The organism is Sphingomonas radicis (assembly GCF_051400635.1).
In the GTDB taxonomy this organism is placed as follows: Bacteria; Pseudomonadota; Alphaproteobacteria; order Sphingomonadales; family Sphingomonadaceae; genus Sphingomonas.
Genome location: NZ_JBLFFG010000002.1, coordinates 409690 through 422958 on the forward strand (window position 1 = coordinate 409690; position 13269 = coordinate 422958).

General features: G+C 65.7%; 16 protein-coding genes. 8 read left to right on the forward strand and 8 right to left on the reverse strand.

Going from position 1 to position 13269, the window contains the following annotated elements; translation table 11 throughout:
* Position 1: 1 nt before the first annotated feature.
* The 7 genes from mltG to fabD form a co-directional block, all read right to left on the reverse strand.
* Positions 2 to 928: an endolytic transglycosylase MltG gene (gene mltG / locus ACMGDH_RS08885; protein WP_436827588.1), complete on the reverse strand. Its 927-nt coding sequence runs from the start codon at positions 926 to 928 to the stop codon at positions 2 to 4.
* Between the two features lie 70 nt (positions 929 to 998).
* Positions 999 to 2258 (reverse strand): beta-ketoacyl-ACP synthase II, encoded by a 1260-nt coding sequence (gene fabF / locus ACMGDH_RS08890; RefSeq protein ID WP_436827589.1) that lies wholly within the window; start codon positions 2256 to 2258, stop codon positions 999 to 1001.
* 169 nt (positions 2259 to 2427) lie between these two features.
* A complete protein-coding gene (locus ACMGDH_RS08895) occupies positions 2428 to 2676 on the reverse strand; it encodes an acyl carrier protein (protein ID WP_436827590.1) in 249 nt (82 codons plus the stop codon).
* 100 nt (positions 2677 to 2776) lie between these two features.
* A complete protein-coding gene (locus tag ACMGDH_RS08900; protein WP_436827591.1) occupies positions 2777 to 3310 on the reverse strand; it encodes a hypothetical protein in 534 nt (177 codons plus the stop codon).
* Positions 3311 to 3327: 17 nt separating this feature from the next.
* Positions 3328 to 4068: a 3-oxoacyl-[acyl-carrier-protein] reductase gene (gene fabG / locus ACMGDH_RS08905; protein WP_436827592.1), complete on the reverse strand. Its 741-nt coding sequence runs from the start codon at positions 4066 to 4068 to the stop codon at positions 3328 to 3330.
* The gene (locus ACMGDH_RS08910) at positions 4069 to 4500 is read right to left on the reverse strand and encodes a GxxExxY protein (protein WP_436827593.1); all 432 of its coding nucleotides are present in this window, start codon (positions 4498 to 4500) and stop codon (positions 4069 to 4071) included. It lies immediately after the preceding gene.
* Between the two features lie 46 nt (positions 4501 to 4546).
* A complete protein-coding gene (gene fabD, locus ACMGDH_RS08915; RefSeq protein WP_436827594.1) occupies positions 4547 to 5482 on the reverse strand; it encodes an ACP S-malonyltransferase in 936 nt (311 codons plus the stop codon).
* 177 nt (positions 5483 to 5659) lie between these two features.
* Here fabD and ACMGDH_RS08920 point away from each other — a divergent pair, with 177 nt between their 5' ends.
* The 5 genes from ACMGDH_RS08920 (at position 5660) to ACMGDH_RS08940 (ending at position 8465) form a co-directional block, all read left to right on the forward strand.
* Complete coding sequence (locus tag ACMGDH_RS08920) at positions 5660 to 6028, forward strand: RcnB family protein (protein ID WP_436827595.1); 369 nt, start codon at positions 5660 to 5662, stop codon at positions 6026 to 6028.
* A 344-nt stretch (positions 6029 to 6372) separates the two neighbouring features.
* Complete coding sequence (gene rpsF / locus ACMGDH_RS08925; protein WP_436827596.1) at positions 6373 to 6765, forward strand: 30S ribosomal protein S6; 393 nt, start codon at positions 6373 to 6375, stop codon at positions 6763 to 6765.
* A 15-nt stretch (positions 6766 to 6780) separates the two neighbouring features.
* A complete protein-coding gene (gene rpsR / locus ACMGDH_RS08930) occupies positions 6781 to 7005 on the forward strand; it encodes a 30S ribosomal protein S18 (protein ID WP_010543816.1) in 225 nt (74 codons plus the stop codon).
* A gap of 12 nt (positions 7006 to 7017) precedes the next feature.
* Positions 7018 to 7614, forward strand: a complete 597-nt coding sequence (gene rplI, locus ACMGDH_RS08935; RefSeq protein ID WP_436827597.1) for a 50S ribosomal protein L9 — start codon at positions 7018 to 7020, stop codon at positions 7612 to 7614.
* A 149-nt stretch (positions 7615 to 7763) separates the two neighbouring features.
* Positions 7764 to 8465 carry a CAP domain-containing protein gene (locus ACMGDH_RS08940; protein ID WP_436827598.1) on the forward strand — a complete coding sequence of 234 codons (702 nt, stop codon included), beginning with the start codon at positions 7764 to 7766 and terminating at the stop codon, positions 8463 to 8465.
* A gap of 379 nt (positions 8466 to 8844) precedes the next feature.
* Here ACMGDH_RS08940 and mutL read toward each other — a convergent pair whose 3' ends face one another.
* Positions 8845 to 10653, reverse strand: coding sequence for a DNA mismatch repair endonuclease MutL (mutL, locus tag ACMGDH_RS08945; protein ID WP_436827599.1), 1809 nt, complete (start codon positions 10651 to 10653; stop codon positions 8845 to 8847).
* 149 nt (positions 10654 to 10802) lie between these two features.
* On the opposite strand from mutL, the gene ACMGDH_RS08950 reads away from it, so the two are divergent.
* From ACMGDH_RS08950 to mreD, 3 genes are read left to right on the forward strand one after another with little or no spacing between them, the layout of a single operon-like run.
* A complete protein-coding gene (locus ACMGDH_RS08950; RefSeq protein ID WP_436827600.1) occupies positions 10803 to 11843 on the forward strand; it encodes a rod shape-determining protein in 1041 nt (346 codons plus the stop codon).
* 15 nt (positions 11844 to 11858) lie between these two features.
* On the forward strand, positions 11859 to 12755 hold the full coding sequence (mreC, locus tag ACMGDH_RS08955) for a rod shape-determining protein MreC (protein ID WP_436827601.1): 897 nt from the start codon (positions 11859 to 11861) through the stop codon (positions 12753 to 12755).
* A 5-nt stretch (positions 12756 to 12760) separates the two neighbouring features.
* The gene (mreD, locus tag ACMGDH_RS08960; RefSeq protein WP_436828227.1) at positions 12761 to 13264 is read left to right on the forward strand and encodes a rod shape-determining protein MreD; all 504 of its coding nucleotides are present in this window, start codon (positions 12761 to 12763) and stop codon (positions 13262 to 13264) included.
* Positions 13265 to 13269 lie beyond the last annotated feature (5 nt).

Consider the following 13269-nt stretch of genomic DNA (forward strand, 5'->3'; position numbering starts at 1 on the left):
ATCACATCTCCCCGCGCGCGCGGCGGATCGCGTACCATTTCTGCACGTTCGCATTGTGCTGTTCGAGCGTATCGGCGAACACATGCCCGCCCTTGCCGTCCGCCACGAAGTAAAGCGCGCTCGACTGCGCCGGATCGAGCACCGCGTCGATCGAGGCGCGGCCCGGGTTGGCGATCGGGCCGATCGGCAGGCCGGTCATCGCATAGGTGTTGTAATCGTTCCTCGCCTGCACCTCGCTCCTGAGGATGCGGCGCCCCAGCGGCTTGCCCTTGGTGATCGGGTAGATGATCGTCGGATCGGCCTGGAGCGGCATCCCGCGCTTCAGCCGGTTCGAATAAACCGCCGCCACCGTCCGGCGCTCCTCGGGCTTGCCGGTCTCCTTCTCGACGATCGAGGCGAGGATCAGCGCTTCCTGCGGCGTCTTGACTGCGATCCCCGGCTTGCGCTTCGCCCAGGCCTTGGCGAGATAGTCGCTCATCGCCTTCTGCATCCGGCTCAGGATCGCCTGGCGCATGTCGCCGCGGTTATAGGCATAGCTGTCGGGCAGCACCGAGCCTTCCGCCGGCACCTCGATCCTCCCGCTCAGCACGGGCGCTTTCATCAGCGTCTCATGGACGATGATCGAAGGCGTACCCTCTGGGATACGCACGAAGCGCTGGAGCGTGCGCCCTTCCTGCATCAGTTCGAGGATGCCCGACTGGCTCAGCCCCGCCGGAATGCGATACTCACCCGCCTTGATCGCGGCGCCCCCGCCCAGTAGCTTCGAGAGCAGCACGAACTCGCGCGCAGAGCGGATCGCCCCCGTCTTCTCGAGCTCGTTCGCGGCCCGGGTCAGGCTCGCGCCTTCGGGAACCAGCACGGTCAGGTTGCCGCGCGCCGGCCCTCCGCCGCCCCAGAGCTGGAGCACGCCCAGAACCAGCGCGAGCACCAGCAGCCCCGCGACGAGGATCGCGCAGCCCCCTGCCCGCCCGCGCCGCGGACGGCGCTCGGCGGAAGTGTCAGACAGACTTCATCACCAGGCTGGCGTTGGTGCCGCCGAAGCCGAAGCTGTTGTTGAGCACGGCCTTGACCTTGCGCTCCTTGGCCTTGTGCGGGACCAGGTCGACGCCTGCGCAATTTTCGCTCGGATTGTCGAGGTTGAGCGTCGGCGGGACGATCTGGTCGCGCATCGCCAGGATGCAGAAGATGCTCTCCACCGCGCCGGCGCCGCCGAGCAGGTGCCCGATCGCCGATTTGGTCGACGACATCGAGAGCTCGCCGATGTTGTTGCCGAACAGCTTGCGCACCGCGCCCAGCTCGAGCTCGTCGCCGAGCGGCGTCGAGGTGCCGTGCGCGTTGATGTAATCGATGTCGCCAAGGTCGAGCCCCGACTTCTTCATTGCCATCTGCATCGAACGGAACGCACCCGAACCCTCCGGGTGCGGCGCGGTGACGTGATAGGCATCGCCCGACAGGCCATAGCCGATCACTTCGGCATAGATCTTGGCGCCGCGCTTCTTGGCGTGCTCATATTCTTCGAGGACCACCACGCCCGCACCCTCGCCCATCACGAAGCCGTCGCGGTCGACGTCATAGGGCCTGCTGCCACGCCACGGTTCGTCGCGGAACGCTGTCGAGAGCGCACGCGCCTGGCCGAAGCCGGCGATGCCGATCGGGCAGATCGCGCCCTCGGCGCCGCCCGCGAGCATCACATCGGCGTCGTCCATCGCGATCATCCGCGCCGCGTCGCCGATCGAATGTGCGCCGGTCGAGCAGGCGGTCACCACCGCATGGTTCGGCCCCATCAGCCCATATTTGATCGAGACCTGACCCGAAATGAGATTGATCAGCCGGCCATGGACGAAGTGCGGCGAAACGCGCTTGGGGCCCTTCTCCGCGAGCACCAGTGATTCGCTCTCGATCCCCGGCAGGCCGCCGATGCCCGATCCGATCGAGCAGCCGGCACGCAGCCGCGCTTCATCGCTCATGTCGAGCAGGCCCGCGTCCTCGATCGCCTGGCCGGCGGCGTCGATCCCGTAGATGATGAACGGATCGACCTGGCGCTGCACCTTGTGATCGACCCGCTTGTTGGGATCGAAGCCATATTCATGGTCTGCAGGCTTCACTTCGCACGCGTAGTTGCTGTGGAAATCGGTCGCATCGAAGCGCGTGATCGTCCCCGCGCCCGATTTGGCAGCGATGATGTTCTTCCAGGCGGTCTCGACATCGGCACCCAGGGGGGTGACGAGCCCAAGGCCGGTCACGACTACGCGGCGCATGGCGTTCTCTCCGTCAATTCTTCACTAGCGTTATGCACGATCGGGCCCGCAAATCGCAAAACCCACCGCGCCGAAAAACGAAACGGCTCCCCGTCCTCTCTTGCGAGCCCGGACGGGAAGCCGCTCAATGGCATCGTCGGCCCATCAGGCCGCGTCGCCGGAAAGGCGATCAGCCTTCCTGATGCTCGTTGATGTACGAGATCGCGTCGCCCACGGTGGTGATCTTCTCCGCCGCGTCGTCGGGGATCTCGACGCCAAATTCTTCCTCGAAAGCCATGACCAACTCGACGATGTCGAGACTGTCTGCGCCCAGATCGTCGATGAAGCTTGCTTCGGGCTTCACTTCGCCGGCATCGACGCCGAGGTGGTCGACGACGAGCGCGGTCACGCGCTGGGTGATCTCTTCCTGAGTGGCCATGGTCCCTGTTATCCTTTGTGACTGGGGCTCTGATTTGTTGAAACGCACCTAGAATGCCGCAGGTGCCGTTGCAAGAGGGTGGCGTGATGCCTGCCGGGCGTCAGCCCGCGGAGAAATCGAAAGCAGCGTACTGGATCGTGCCGAGAAAGGCGAAATACTCACCGAGCAATTCCGCATTCTCACGAGTCTGCTGCGCTTCCTCGGTCACGGCGTCTCGCACGAGCCCCTGGTTCTCCTCGGCCGTGAGCGGGCGGTTGCGCGCCTCCTCGGGAAGCGTCTGAAACCGGTCTTCGAGCTCCGCCGGATCGAATCCGTGTTCGCCGACGACGCGCTGCGCGACCGGCAGGCCGATCTTCGCAAGGGCATAGAGCCCAGCTGCCTTGGCGGCCGCGGCCGACCAGCCATGCTCCTTCGCACAGCCGGCAGCCGCAGTCCGCAGGCCGTTGCCGACGCTCGGATCATAGCTCGGCCGCTTGCCGCTCTCGCCCAAATTCCGCGCAGCATCGGCTTCGATCTGCGCGCGGACCGCCGCATCGAGCTTCTGCCCGACGCAGTCGATCGTTCCTAAGTCCGCGGCGTGCGCGGAGCCTGTCCACGCCAGCAGCACCGCGGCTGCCAGTCCCGCTCCCCGCATCGATCGTCTCCTGCTGCTCAGAGCATCGCCATCCCGCCGTTGACGTGGATCGTCTGGCCGGTGACGTAGCTCGCTTCCTTGCTCGCGAGATACACGACCGCGGCGGCGATGTCCTCGCCCTCGCCGAGCTTCCCCGCAGGAATCCGTCCGAGCAGCGCGTCCTTCTGCGCATCGGGTAGCACATCGGTCATCGCCGAGCGGATGAAGCCCGGAGCGACGCAGTTGACAGTGATGTTCCGGCTCGCGAGTTCCTGCGCCAGCGCCTTCGACATGCCGACGAGGCCGGCCTTGGACGCGGCATAATTCGCCTGGCCGGGATTGCCGGTGGCGCCGACCACCGAAGTGATCGAGATCACGCGGCCGAAGCGTGCCTTCATCATCGGCTTGGCGGCGGCGCGGATCAGGCGGAACGCGGCCTCCAGGTTCACCTTGATGACCTGCTCCCACTCCTCGTCCTTCATCCGCATCGCCAGATTGTCGCGCGTGACGCCGGCGTTGTTGACCAGAATGTCGAGCTTCCCGCCCAGCGCCTCGACCGCCTGCGGCACGAGAGCGTCCACCGCGGCGCTGTCCGAGAGGTTGCACACCAGCGGAACATGATCCCCGCCGAGCTCGGCGCGGAAAGCCTCCAGCTTCTCGGCATTGGACCCCGAAACCGCCAACCGCGCCCCCTGCGCCGCAAGGCCCTTCGCGATAGCCGAACCGATCCCGCCCGAAGCGCCAGTGACGAGGGCGGTCATGCCTGTGAGGTCGAACATTCAATCGCTCCAGTTCTTTTTGTTCACGCGGAGGCGCGGAGGCGCGGAGGGACGGTAGTCGTTCACCACGCGTTTCAGTCCCTCAATCAGCGTTTCCCCGCCGAAGTTGATCAGCAGCCCTACGGGCTGTTTGGTAAGACGCAAATAGGTGAGCAACTGCTTGCCGTGTACGGGGTTCAGCCGCTCGACCGACTTGATCTCAATGAGCAAGCTCCCTGCAACGAGCAGATCGATCCGGAATGCCGCCGGAAACTCCATACCGTCATAATGAATGTCGACCGGGTGCTGCCTCGCCACCGCGTAGCCGAGCTTCGCCAGCTTGCTGGCGAGAAGCATCTCATAAACGCTCTCCAGCAAGCCTGGTCCAAGTTCGCGATGAAGCGCGATCGCAACGTCAATGACGTCCCCGCTGATCGCCTCAAGGTCCTGCAAATCTCCGCGCCTCCGCGCCTCCGCGTGAACCGCCTTTATCTACGACTCAAAGCGTCTTCGCCAGCGCCTCGATGTCTTCCATCGTCACCACGCTTATCGTATTCACATCGGGTGCGATGCGCTTGACCATGCCGCCCAGCACCTTGCCGCCGAACTCGACGAACTCGGTCACACCCGCCTCGGTCATCGCCAGCACCGATTCGCGCCAGCGGACCATTCCGGTCACCTGATCGACCAGCAGCCCGCGGATCATGTCCGGGTCGGCCACGGGCGCCGCCGTCACGTTCGCATAAAGCGGAACCAGCGGCGCCTGGATCGCTACCGCCGCAAGCGCCTCGGCCATCGCATCGGCGGCGGGCTGCATCAGCGGGCAATGAAAGGGCGCCGAGACCGGCAGCAGCAGCGCCCGCTTGGCGCCCATTTCCTTGGCGAGCGGGATCGCGCGCTCGATCGCCTCGCGATGGCCCGATATCACCACCTGCGACGGATCATTGTCGTTCGCGACGGTGCAGACCTGCCCCTCCGCGGCGGCATCGGCGATCGCCTGTGCCTTCCCGCGGTCTGCGCCCAGGATCGCAGCCATCGCGCCGACGCCCACGGGCACCGCCGCCTGCATCGCATCGCCGCGCTTGCGGAGCAGCCGCGCGGTGGTCGCAAGGTCGAAGGCCCCGGCGGCGCACAGCGCGCTATATTCGCCCAGCGAATGGCCCGCGACGAAGTCTGCCTTGTCCGCAAGGCGGATGCCGCCTTCCCGCTCGAGCACGCGCAGCACCGCAAGGGCGTTCGCCATGATCGCCGGCTGCGCGTTGGCGGTGAGCGTCAGCTGGTCCTCGGGTCCCTCGGCCATGAGTTGCGAGAGCTTCTGGCCGAGCGCGTCGTCGACTTCCTGGAGCACTTCGCGGGCGTAACGGCTGGCCGCGGCCAGCGCGCTGCCCATGCCCACTGCCTGGCTGCCCTGCCCCGGGAAGATGAATGCGCGCATTGCCCCTCTCCATTCACGTTAGGGGGCGCGCGTTAGAACCCTTGGCGTATCGGGGCAAGTCCAAGCCGCCTTGCGACAATTCGCGACCATTTCGCCATCGAACCGGGACCAGGCTGCGACAAGCGACTCCTAGATAGTTCTCAACGCCGGCAACGGCGCGTTTGAGGAGTAGAAATCATGATGAAGAAGATCTTTCTGGGCCTGGCTGCAGCTTCTGTCGCCATCGCGCCGATGGCGGCCTCGGCCGCCCCCGCCCCGCAGCATCGCGGCTATGAGACGCAGCGCACCGTCGTGAAGCACCGCCCGAACGGCACGGTGGTCGTCAAGCAGAAGGCGCAGCGCGGGCAGCAGTATCGCAACTGGCATCGCGGCGAGCGCTTCGATACGCGCTATGCCCGCAACTATCGCCAGATCGATTATCGCCAGTATCGCGGCCTGAATGCCCCGCCGCGCGGCTATCGCTACGTTCAGTCGGGCAATGATGCGGTGCTGGTCGGCATCGCCAGCGGGGTCATCGCCGCGGTCTTCGCGAACATGATCCGCTAAGCCGGCAAAAAAACTCAACCGAACGGTTGAGCATCGGGCGGGGAGTCAACCTCCCCGCCCTTTTTATCGTGCTTCAGTATTCGTGCTTTCAATGTAGGATTTCATGTGTTTATGCTTCTCTTCGCAGAGAGGATGTAAACGCGCGCCTGCCGCTGAAAACATCAAACCGAGTCAAGCAAGTTAACCAATCGGATGTTCGGCGCTTGCCTTTTGCACCAGCACGGCGTAGGGGCGCACCGTTGAGCGGCAGCTTCGGCTGGCCGCTTTTCGTATTTCGGACGACAGCCGGAGGGGCGTTGCACATGGGGTGCACGTCAGCGATCGGCCAACAGTGAGAAGAACGCATGGCTCTTTACGAGCACGTGTTCCTTGCGCGCCAAGATCTGGCACAGGCGCAAGTGGACGCTCTGGCGGAAGCCGCCACCAAGATCGTCGAGGACAATCAGGGCAAGGTCGTCAAGACCGAGACCTGGGGCCTTCGCAGCCTCGCCTATCGCATCGCCAAGAACCGCAAGGCGCACTATGTGATGCTCGAGATCGACGCGCCTGCAGGCGTGGTCGCCGAGCTCGAGCGCCAGACGCAGATCAACGAGGACGTCATCCGCTACATGACCGTCAAGGTCGACGCGCATGAGCAGGGTCCGACGGTGATGATGCGCAAGGGTGCCGACCGTGAGCGTGGCCGTGGCCGTCGCGATCGCGACGATGCCGGCAGCACCGGTTTCGGTGGCGAGTAAGGAGCTTAGAGAATCATGGCACGACCCTTTTTCCGCCGTCGCAAGAGCTGCCCCTTCTCCGCGAAGGACGCTCCCCGGATCGACTATAAGGACGTCCGTCTGCTTCAGGGCTTCGTCTCTGAGCGCGGCAAGATCGTCCCCTCGCGCATCACTTCGGTGAGCGCGAAGAAGCAGCGCGAGCTGGCCCAGGCCATCAAGCGCGCCCGCCACCTGGGCCTGCTGCCCTACATCGTTAAGTAAGGAGCGCACCCCATGGATGTTATTCTGCTTGAGCGCGTCGAAAAGCTCGGCGGCATCGGCGATGTGGTGAAGGTGAAGGACGGCTTCGCCCGCAACTACCTGCTCCCGAACAAGAAGGCCCTGCGCGCCAACGAAGCCAACCGCAAGGTCTTCGAGGCCAATCGTGCTCGCATCGAGTCCGAGAACGCCTCGCGTCGCAGCGACGCCGAGAAGGAAGCCGGCAACTTCAAGGACGTGTCGGTCACGCTGATCCGCCAAGCCTCGAATACCGGCCAGCTCTATGGTTCGGTCGCGGTGCGCGATCTGGTCGATGCGCTCATCGCCGACGGCCACAAGGTCAACAAGGCGCAGATCGTGCTCGACCGTCCGATCAAGGCGATCGGCGTGTACGACGTGAAGGTTGCGCTGCACCCCGAGGTATCGGTGACCGTCAAGGTCAACGTCGCCCGCTCGCCGGAAGAGGCCGAAATGCAGTCGCAGGGCGTCGATGTAATGTCGGCGATGTTCGAGAAGGACGAAGCCGGCTTCACCGAGGACCGCGATCCGAACCTCGAACCGGGCGAAATCGCCGCCGAGGAGGCTCCGGCTGCCGAGGGCGAGAACGCCTGAAGCCGACGAGGGCCAAAGGAAAATGGGCCGCTCCGGAATGCCGGGGTGGCCCTTTTCTTTGTTGGGGCCGGAGGCGGTTCGGGTTGCGTTAAGGCGAAGCAGCCAATCACCCGGAACGCGCATCGTGCGCCGACCGTGTGGGGGAGTTCATGTTTGGCCTGAGCCGTTTGGTCATCGCGCTTGGCGCGTGCTGCAGCTTACTGGTCGTCGGCGATGCGCAAGGACGCGATCGGGCTATCGAGGCGGAGGTGCTTGCCGAGATAAACTTCGCTCGCCAGAATCCGCAGGCTTATGCCGACGATCTTCGCGAGTATCGCAGCTATTTCGACGGCCGGCTGGTTTTCCTGCCCGGCGACGAGAACGGCATGATCACGAGCGAAGGCACCCGCGCGGTGGACGAGGCTATCGCCTTCCTCGAACGCCAGAGGCCCTTGCCACCCCTCGATTTCGGCGATGTGCTGGCGCTGGCCGCCGCGGACCATGTCGCAGCGCAAGGGCCGGCGGGTGCTCTAGGGCATAGTTCGCGCGCCGGGAATTCGCCGGGCGAACGCGTGCGGCGGCGCGGCGGCGACATCTATGTCGGCGAAGGCATTTCCTATGGCTACTCGCACCCGCAGGAAGTGGTGCGTCAGCTCATCGTCGACGACGGCGTACCCAACCGCGGCCACCGCGCGCTGCTGTTCAACAGGATGTTCCGCTATGCCGGCGTCGGCTGCGGCACCCACCGCAGCTATCGCTACATGTGCGTGGTGGACATGAGCAGTACGGCGGACGGGAAGCCGGCGTTGCCGCAACAAGCGAGTCCCGAAAACCCGCGCCGAACGCGCGCTATCGGCAGCGGGCGGCGATGATCACCTGCCGTTCGCGGTTATTCCAAACCGTTTGAGCCCGGGCGCGACTGGGGGCGGTTCCGGAACGCGTCATTGTTACGATCATCCTGCTCCCCGATCGCCTTCCACTCCTCGCGGGTGTGGCACACCGACTTCGCCCTGATCGATCCGGTGGTCATTTCGCGCCGGCAGATCTTTTTCTCCTTAGAGTCGGCAGAATTGCTTTTCTCCGCGGTCTGTGCCGCTGCCGGAAGTGCAACCAAAGTAGCCGCAAGCACAAACGAAAGCCGTATTGACATAGATATCTCCGAGCGAATGGCTTTTCGTATCATCCAAATGCGGAAACGCAATCTGCTCGACCGAAGGAAAGCGCGACTAAGTCATTCCGTACTATTATAGGTCACTTCCGCCCAAACAGCTTCTCGATGTCGCCGTGCGCTAGCTTCACCCAGGTGGGGCGGCCGTGGTTGCACTGGCCCGAATGCGGGGTCGCCTCCATCTCGCGAAGCAGCGCGTTCATCTCGGCCACCGACAGGATGCGGCCCGCACGCACCGAGCCGTGGCAGGCCATCGTCGCAGCGACATGATCGAGCCGTTCCTTGAGCGACAGGGCCTCGTCGAAACTGGCCAGTTCGTCTGCGAGATCGGTGACGAGGCCGTGCACATCCCCCTGCCCCAGCGCCGCCGGTGTCGCACGGACCAGCATCGCACGCGGGCCGAAGCGCTCGAGCTCGAGCCCGAACTGGCCCAATTCCGCCACGCGCGCCTCGAGCCGATCGCACGCCGGCTCATCGAGCTCGACGACCTCGGGAAGCAACAGCGCTTGCGCGGCGACACCTCCGCCCTGCATCGCGCGGCGCATCCGCTCGAGCACGAGCCGTTCGTGCGCGGCGTGCTGATCGACCAGCACGAGACCGTCCTCGGCCTCGGCGACGATATAGGTCTTGGCCACCTGCCCGCGGGCAACGCCTAGCGGGAAATCGGCCGTGCCCGGCACCGGCGCATGCGCCGGCTCGGCGCGCGCCTGCGGCGGCGGAGTGAAGAAGGTCGCGCGGCGATCGTGGAGCGCACCCGAATGGCGTGCGAACGCCAAGGGCGGAACATAGCCGGCGCCGCCGTCCGCCGCGATTTCAACGGCTGGGTTTTCGCCGTTCAGATATCCCGGCTGCCACATTCCCAGCGCGGCCTCGCTCGGCCGCTGCGCGCTGCGGTGCCCCGCCTCGTCGAGCGCGCGCCGGAGCCCCGAGACGATCAGTCCACGTGCCAGCGCCGGATCGCGGAAGCGAACCTCGGTCTTGGCAGGGTGGACGTTCACGTCGACGGCCTCCGCGGGCACGTCGAGAAACAGCGCCACAACCGGATGCCGATCGCGCGCGAGCATTTCGGCATAGGCCCCGCGCACGGCACCGGCCAGCAGCCGGTCCTTCACCGGACGGCCGTTCACGAAGAGATATTGGTGGTCCGCAACACCGCGGTTGAACGTAGGCAGCCCGGCCACGCCGCCTAGCACATGACCTTCGCGCTCCAGATCCACCGCGACGCTGTTCTCCGCGAGATCGCGATCGGTGAGCGCGGCAACGCGCTGCGGCCGCGTCTCGCCTCCCTGGACCGACAGCACCTTGCGGCCGTCGTGCTCGACGGAGAAGGCGATGTCGGGCCGCGCCATCGCGAGCCGCTTCACCACGTCGAGGCTCGCGGCATATTCGGCGCGCGCCGAGCGGAGGAACTTGCGCCTTGCCGGAACGCGCGCGAACAGGTTTTCGACCCGGACGCGCGTTCCCGGCGGCAGGGCCGCGGGACCCTCTGTCGATCGCTCCCCATTATCCACTGTCAGCGCCCAGCCATCGCCGCCGCGGACCCGGCTTTCGAGCGTCAGCCGCGCGACACTGGCGATCGACGGAAGCGCCTCGCCGCGAAAGCCCAGCGTGGTGACCTGCTCGATTGCCCCTTCATCCCACAAAGCTTCGGGCAGCTTGGAGGTGGCATGACGCTCGAGCGCGAGCGTCATTTCGGCGGGCTGCATGCCGCAACCGTCGTCGATGACTTCGATCAGCTCGGTCCCGCCCGCCGCGAGCCTGACTGCGATCCGCGTTGCACCTGCGTCGACAGCGTTTTCGACCAGCTCCTTGAGCGCGCTTGCGGGGCGTTCGACCACCTCGCCGGCTGCAATTCGGTTGACAAGATGCTCGGGGAGACGGCGTATTGACATGGCAGTCTGTCTAGCCCAACGGGCGGCTTCCCGCGACCCGCAACCGCATGGCACCGAGCCGGATTTTTTCGATCCGTCCCGGAAGGGTCCGGAATAAATCTGGTGCGAACAGCCGACGGCGGGCGCGCGGCGGTAGGACGGAACAACGAATGGCTTTCTCCCGCTTTTTCAAATTCATGTCACACGATATGGCGATCGACCTGGGTACGGCGAATACCGTCGTCTACCTGCGCGGCCGCGGCGTCGTGCTCAACGAACCGTCGGTGGTGGCGGTCGAGACGCTCAATGGCGTGAAGAAGGTCAAGGCAGTCGGCGACGACGCCAAGCTGATGATGGGCAAGACCCCCGGCTCGATCGAGGCGATTCGGCCGCTGCGTGACGGTGTTATCGCCGACATCGACGTCGCCGAGCAGATGATCAAGCACTTCATCCAGAAGGTGCACGGGCAGCGCCGCTTCATGCGCTGGCCGCAGATCGTGATCTGCGTGCCTTCGGGTTCGACTTCGGTCGAGCGCCGCGCTATCCGCGACGCCGCTTCGAACGCCGGCGCGAGCCAGGTATGGCTGATCGAGGAGCCGATGGCCGCCGCGATCGGCGCCGATATGCCCGTCACCGAGCCGATCGGCTCGATGGTGGTCGACATCGGCGGCGGCACCACCGAAGTCGCGGTGCTCTCGCTGCGCGGCCTCGCCTACTCCACCTCAGTCCGCGTCGGCGGCGACAAGATGGACGAGGCGATCGTCTCCTACGTGCGGCGCAACCACAACCTCCTCATCGGCGAAGCCACCGCTGAGCGGATCAAGCAGGAAGTCGGCGTTGCCAAGCCGCCCGCGGACGGCATCGGCCAGACGATCCACATCAAGGGCCGCGACCTCGTCAACGGCGTGCCCAAGGAAATCCAGATCAACCAGGGCCAGATCGCCGAGGCGCTCAGCGAACCGGTCGGCACGATCGTCGAGGGCGTGCGGATCGCGCTCGAGAACACCGCGCCCGAGCTCGCCGCCGACATCGTCGACCAGGGCATCGTCCTCACCGGTGGCGGCGCGCTGCTCCAGGGGCTGGACGAGGTGCTTCGCGACGAGACGGGCCTGCCCGTGACGGTCGCTGAGGATCCGTTGACCTGCGTCGCGCTTGGTACGGGGCGCGCGCTCGAGGATCCGATGTTCCGCGGCGTGCTCATCCAGGTCTAAGGAGCGCGAGGGGACATGGCGCCGCCACGCAACCGGCGCCCCGGATTTTCGCGGCGGGCGCAATACGGGCTCTTCCTCGGCTATGTAGGCGCGATCGGCGGTGCGCTGATCGCGGTTTGCCTGCTGCTGCTCTCGACCTTCAACCCGTCTGCCTATTCCGCCGTGCGCCGCACCGTCGCCGAAGTCACCACGCCGATATCCTCCGGGCTTGCATGGGCCTGGGACGGGATCGCCGGAGTGCCGCAGGGGATCGGCAGCTACCTCAATGTCCGCACTGAAAATGCACGGCTGAAGCAGCAGCTCGAGGCCGACAAGCATCTGGTCGTGCGGGCGCAGACGCTCACGCAGGAAAACCAGCGGCTGCGCGCCATGCTCAAGCTGCGCGATGTGGCAACTGACGCAGTGGTGATCGCCCGGCTGGTCAATAGCACGTCGTCAAGCACGCGACGCTTCGCCACGCTCAATGCGGGCTCCTGGCAGGGCGTGAAGCGCGGCCAGCCGGTGCGCGAGGCCGCCGGGCTCATCGGCCAGGTGATCGAGACCGGTCCCAATACGGCGCGCGTGCTGCTGATCGTCGACCCCGAAAGCATTGTGCCGGTGCGCCGGGTCCGCGACGGACTGCCGGCGATCGCCTCAGGCCGCGGCGACGGATTGATCGACATCCGCTCGGCGAGCGTAGCCGGGCTCACTTTCCAGCCCGGCGACAGCTTCGTCACCTCGGGAACCGGGGGAGTTTTCCCGCCCGACATTCCTCTGGGCCGGGTGATCCGTACCACCGGCGATATTGCGATCGCGCAGCCCGCCGCCAATCCGGACGCGCTCGATTTCGCCATGGTGCAGCAGAGTTTCCTACAGCCTCCGACGCCGGCGCCCGTTGCACCGCCGGGCGAACAGCCCAAGACGGCACAGTGAGCGCGATGCAGATCCTGCCGCTCGGGCATTCGGAGAAGCGCCCCCGCGCTACATGGCTCGCCCCCACATCGGTCATGCTCGGGTCGCTGATGACGCTGCTGCCGGTGATCGCAGTCGTGCCGGTCCTGCCGCCCTTCGGGCTGCTGCTGCTGCTGGGGTGGCGCATGACGCGCGGCGATTCGATGCGCGTATGGGCAGCGGTGCCGCTGGGCCTGTTCGACGATCTGGTGAGCGGGCAGCCGATGGGAAGCGCAATGCTTCTGTGGACGCTGTGCGTGCTGGTGATCGACGTACTGGACACGCGCCTCGTATGGCGCGATTTCTGGCAGGACTGGCTGATCGCGTCGGGCGCCATAGGCTTCTGCCTGATCGGCGGCCGGCTGATCGCCACCGATTTCGGCGCGCACGTCGATACGGCGGTGCTGGTTCAGGGAGCGATCGCCTGTGCATTGTTTCCACTGGTTTCCCGGCTCTGCGCGTGGATGGACCGCGACGTGAAGAAGGTCTGACGTGG

Coding starts and splice junctions, on each gene's coding strand:
- fabF (WP_436827589.1), bottom strand. CDS start 2,258: ATGCGCCGCGTAGTCGTGACCGGCCTTGGGCTCGTCACCCCCCTGGGT.
- ACMGDH_RS08895 (WP_436827590.1), bottom strand. CDS start 2,676: ATGGCCACTCAGGAAGAGATCACCCAGCGCGTGACCGCGCTCGTCGTC.
- ACMGDH_RS08900 (WP_436827591.1), bottom strand. CDS start 3,310: ATGCGGGGAGCGGGACTGGCAGCCGCGGTGCTGCTGGCGTGGACAGGC.
- fabG (WP_436827592.1), bottom strand. CDS start 4,068: ATGTTCGACCTCACAGGCATGACCGCCCTCGTCACTGGCGCTTCGGGC.
- fabD (WP_436827594.1), bottom strand. CDS start 5,482: ATGCGCGCATTCATCTTCCCGGGGCAGGGCAGCCAGGCAGTGGGCATG.
- ACMGDH_RS08920 (WP_436827595.1), top strand. CDS start 5,660: ATGATGAAGAAGATCTTTCTGGGCCTGGCTGCAGCTTCTGTCGCCATC.
- rpsF (WP_436827596.1), top strand. CDS start 6,373: ATGGCTCTTTACGAGCACGTGTTCCTTGCGCGCCAAGATCTGGCACAG.
- rpsR (WP_010543816.1), top strand. CDS start 6,781: ATGGCACGACCCTTTTTCCGCCGTCGCAAGAGCTGCCCCTTCTCCGCG.
- rplI (WP_436827597.1), top strand. CDS start 7,018: ATGGATGTTATTCTGCTTGAGCGCGTCGAAAAGCTCGGCGGCATCGGC.
- ACMGDH_RS08940 (WP_436827598.1), top strand. CDS start 7,764: ATGTTTGGCCTGAGCCGTTTGGTCATCGCGCTTGGCGCGTGCTGCAGC.
- mutL (WP_436827599.1), bottom strand. CDS start 10,653: ATGTCAATACGCCGTCTCCCCGAGCATCTTGTCAACCGAATTGCAGCC.
- ACMGDH_RS08950 (WP_436827600.1), top strand. CDS start 10,803: ATGGCTTTCTCCCGCTTTTTCAAATTCATGTCACACGATATGGCGATC.
- mreC (WP_436827601.1), top strand. CDS start 11,859: ATGGCGCCGCCACGCAACCGGCGCCCCGGATTTTCGCGGCGGGCGCAA.
- mreD (WP_436828227.1), top strand. CDS start 12,761: ATGCAGATCCTGCCGCTCGGGCATTCGGAGAAGCGCCCCCGCGCTACA.